The organism is Bacteroidales bacterium (genome assembly GCA_018334875.1).
Taxonomy (GTDB): Bacteria; Bacteroidota; Bacteroidia; order Bacteroidales; family UBA12077; genus JAGXLC01.
Map to the genome: position 1 here is coordinate 1 of JAGXLC010000362.1, position 4106 is coordinate 4106.

5 protein-coding genes are annotated in these 4106 nt (G+C 43.9%); 3 read left to right on the forward strand and 2 right to left on the reverse strand.

The window, feature by feature from the left end; all coding sequences use genetic code 11:
* From KGY70_18075 to KGY70_18085, 3 genes are all read left to right on the forward strand, one after another.
* The coding region (locus tag KGY70_18075) for a hypothetical protein (protein MBS3777109.1) at positions 1 to 209 on the forward strand (209 nt) is incomplete at its 5' end.
* Positions 210 to 724: 515 nt separating this feature from the next.
* Positions 725 to 940 (forward strand): hypothetical protein, encoded by a 216-nt coding sequence (locus KGY70_18080; GenBank protein MBS3777110.1) that lies wholly within the window; start codon positions 725 to 727, stop codon positions 938 to 940.
* Positions 941 to 1061: 121 nt separating this feature from the next.
* Positions 1062 to 1739, forward strand: a complete 678-nt coding sequence (locus tag KGY70_18085) for an SOS response-associated peptidase (GenBank protein MBS3777111.1) — start codon at positions 1062 to 1064, stop codon at positions 1737 to 1739.
* Here KGY70_18085 and KGY70_18090 read toward each other — a convergent pair.
* Both KGY70_18090 and KGY70_18095 read right to left on the reverse strand, forming a co-directional pair.
* The gene (locus KGY70_18090; protein ID MBS3777112.1) at positions 1704 to 3731 is read right to left on the reverse strand and encodes a hypothetical protein; all 2028 of its coding nucleotides are present in this window, start codon (positions 3729 to 3731) and stop codon (positions 1704 to 1706) included. The genes KGY70_18085 and KGY70_18090 overlap by 36 nt on opposite strands.
* 180 nt (positions 3732 to 3911) lie before the next feature.
* Positions 3912 to 4106: hypothetical protein (locus KGY70_18095; GenBank protein ID MBS3777113.1), on the reverse strand; the 195-nt coding region annotated here is incomplete at its 5' end.

The following is a 4106-nucleotide window of genomic DNA, read 5'->3' on the forward strand; positions in this document are numbered from 1 at the left end:
GTGAGGCCACCATACGCATCCGGACCGCCGATCCTCTGATCATGAACCCGGACATTCCAGTCATCGGCCTGTCCGCCCATGCCGTGACCGATCAGGAAAAAAAGCGTTTTCAGCATGCAGGCTTCAACGACTATGTGCTCAAGCCGGTCAGCTTTGAAAAGCTGTTCACAGCCATGCAGCAAGTGCTGGGAAAAGATCAGGAGGAATGAGACATCAGAGATCATAAATGGATGCGCATGCATCCCAGGTGGGGTCGACTGCGTATCAGTATTCAAGTGGCTGGAAAATTTTTACGATGGTCGTGCAGAATTCCTGCAATACATTGATGAGCCCTGCTATGTCTAAGGAGTAGAATATCACTGGCATTGTTCACTTTTCGGCAATCACCGGACTGTCCTTGGATTTGGCACGTTATGTCTTTACTACTGTAGTAAATTTATTATATCATAAAATAGAAAAACAGATAAAACAGGATATAGCAAGCAGTGTATTTTGAGTTAATAGGAAATATTGAAAAATTGAAGTTATCGCGGTCGGAGGAAATATTCGTGATATTGAAAGAATTCAAAATCAATACGGTTCAGGCAGGTGGAGAAAACTTAAGGGATATGGCAAAATAAAACTCCAGAATGGTATAGTTCGACGGGCCGAGATTCATTGGTATGAAGCCCATGGAATTGGGAAAAAGAAAATGAAAATTAAACGGTTTTTGGAGTAATAAGTTATGTCAACTCAGAAGTATGTTCTTTGTATAGACAACAAAGATTGTGAAGACTTAGAAAAAAGAAAGATTTATCAGGCAATTCAGGACAAGAAGGCTGAACAAGACGGTTATCTTAGAGTTATAGATGAATCCGGTGAAGATTATCTTTACCCCCAGTCTTATTTTGTTTTTGTGCAATTGCCAATAGAAGCTCAACAAGCATTGGCAGCAACTTAGTTGTCGTTTCGGTCGCCCACCTCAAGTATCAGTTAGTCACAGAACTACGGCTATCAGTCCTGCCCTTGCAATCGGATTTCAAAAATGAAGACTATCATGAGCAGCCATTTCATTTAGAGTCATGTGCGGACGATTCGGCCTTTGGGCCACCCCCAAACAGGTAGTTGACCATTTCCAGCTCCAAGAGCCTTTGCCTTTTGCTCTCAGGTACAACATCGCCCCATCCCAGGAAGTTCTGGCTGTGGGACAGACCAGGGAAGGAACCCGAAAGGCGGCCTGGCTGCGCTGGGGACTTGTGCCCCACTGGGCCAAGGACGAAAAGGTGGGCTATAAGATGATCAATGCCCGGGCGGAGACCATGTTCACCAAGCCGGCCTACAAATCCGCGGCCAAAAGGCACCGCTGCCTGATCCCGGCAAGTTGCTTCTTCGAGTGGCAGCGAAGCTATAAGGGAAGCAAAAAACAGCCGTACTGCATCCGGCCCAAGGATGGAGGCCTGTTCGCCTTTGCAGGGCTCTGGGAGCACTGGCAGGATGAAGAGGCGGGGAAAAAGATCTATTCCTGCACCATCATCACCACCCGGGCCAACGAGGCTGTGGCCGAGCTGCACGATCGGATGCCGGTGGTAATATGGAAAGAGAATTTTGATCTGTGGCTGAATAGATCGGTGGAGGATCCGGAGCAGCTTCAACCTTTGCTTGAACCGATTTCAGAGCTCTTACTGAAACCTCGAAATGAGCATTTTGTTTTGGACAATGTATATTTACTTACCATTGTTGCTTACCCTAATCACCATTAACTTACCAGTGGGGGTTTTTGCTTTCAGTGAAGTCAATTTCCGGCAAAACTGTTCCTGTGCTGCCTGACGCGAAGGTTGATCTAAGGGCTCGAGTTCCACTGTCACCCGCTCAGAATCGCTCTTGATCCAACCATGGCAGTTGCTTATGGCATAAAATAAGTCCACGTATTCATTTTTGTTCGTATAGATTTCTCCAAGCCATTCAACCATTTGTTTTCGCGCATTCCAAACCAGACTTGTGGTACAATCAAAGAGGTTTTTCGTTTGATTGCTGATTTTGCTGAAGTTTCGATAATCTTCTAGCTCAGTTGCATCTACACGTTCGGGCAAATCCTTGATTTCTGCCTGCAGCGCCTTGAGTTCAGCTTCTTTTTGATCAATTTCTGATTTGAGGGCATGCATGGCGCTGTTTTTTCTGGGAGTGCCGTCTTTATTCTTGCTTTCTTGGCTCTTTGAATATTTTTTGTACAGCCCATTCAGGGTCTTTTTGACAACGTTTACAAGTTTCTTCATTTCTTTGAGGACAGGATTGGCCATGTCTTGTCGATCACTTTCTTGCATGGAGAAACCAGGCTCATAGTGCAGTGGATGTTTCTCATTGAGGTGTTTGAAGGTATTTTCTGATGCCCCCCAGCGATTGAGAATAGCCTGGGCACATTCTTGGGTTGGCATCATATGAGCAGAGGTATTGCTCAACCCCGCAGTCTTACGGTTTGAACTCAAATTCCAGATGTATATTTGCCTGAGGTCAAGTCTGTATGTTTCTCCATTATCCAATTGGGATATGAACTGTTTTGTGTCCTCCAAGACCCGGTAGGTCTTGTCATTGAACACAAATTCCTGGCCAAAACAGGAATCGTCAATGCCTTTAAGTTTTTGCGTATCTATGTTTTTCTCCCAGGTGACAAAAAGGATATCCTCCTGGTGGAGCTTGGCAAAAAAATCAGAGGAGTATCCCTCGCGATCAAAGACATGGACCTGTTTGTGGGAAACGTGATTTCTCCATTTGCGATCCAAGTCTATGATATACTGCTTGATATCTCCTTTGCCTTCTTGAATGTCGAAATCATAGATACGTCCAGTATGGTCGGTAGTGACCATATTGGTTCTGCCCGGCTCGGGCATGCGTCGTTGGGTATTATAGGCATGTCGCAGTTTTTGCTTGCCAGTATAGGGCAACAAATGCCCATCAGTGAAAAGAAGCCAACAGCCAACGATGCCTGTTTGTATCTGCCGCTTGAAGAAGAAATCCTTTAACGAAACATCTGTTATTATTTCAGCAGCTTGATAGCACCACTCTCTGACTTTATTCCGAGTAATGACCTCACCATGAAGGCCCAGCAAAGCAGCTATTTCCTTTTGTCTTAGGTTCTTAAGCTGCTCAATAGAGCGGATATTTCTTCCGGCCATAAACATAAAGACCAAGCAGACGCGGAATGTATTCCCCAAAAACTCCTGTACGTTTTTTAGCCAATTGTGTTGGCTGATGAGGGTGATAATATAAATGAAGAGGCCAGCATATCGAGTAAAAGTCCATTCGTGTTCCTGGCTATATGGTTGATCTTCATCCTTGACGGGTGAGGACTCAAAGGGAAGCTTCATTTGTTGGGGAGCATTTTTCTTACGTTCTTTATGAGATTTTTCAACTTCTCTGACCTTGTTTCCTAGCTCTCGATCTTGAGCTTTGTCGTTTCTTTGCCTCTTAAGATCTTTACTGAGTTTTGGGCTATAGCTATGTATGAGACCTTCATATCCAAAGCATTCATAGACATTTATGTAATTATCAATGGTTTGCCTACTTATTCTTAAAGCATTTGCGAGATATGACTTCTTAGCTCCCAAATTAACAGCATCTATAACAAGCATCTTTCTAGCTACTTTATCATCAACATCGATATGCTTTATTAAAGTTTCATGGTTTATTAATGAGATGTGATTATTTTCATGGCTCCTGATATAAATTGAGTTACCTATATGTCTTGAGTTAATCATGATATCTCCGTATTTTTAGTGCGTCAATAAGGAGATATTATCAAAGTGTAAGATTTTTTCAAGTATTTTTTTGTATAATAACCACAAGAAAGTTAACGATAAGTTAGCTATTGCAAGATAGTTTCCGCTCCTCTAGAAAATGTCCAATTTTTGGGGCCTCAGGTTATGAGTGCAGTATATCTAGACCTTTACGGGCAGTCCGTCAATAAGTTGATATGAGGTCTGTACTTTGCATTGACGTTTAAACTGCAATTGAGTGCCGGACCAGCCCTCTTCAGTTTCATACTGGATCAAACTGGCGGTCTTCCGCCAGCGGCCCCGCTGACCTCTGACCTCTGTCCTCTGACCTCTGGCCTCTGACCTCTGCCCCCTACC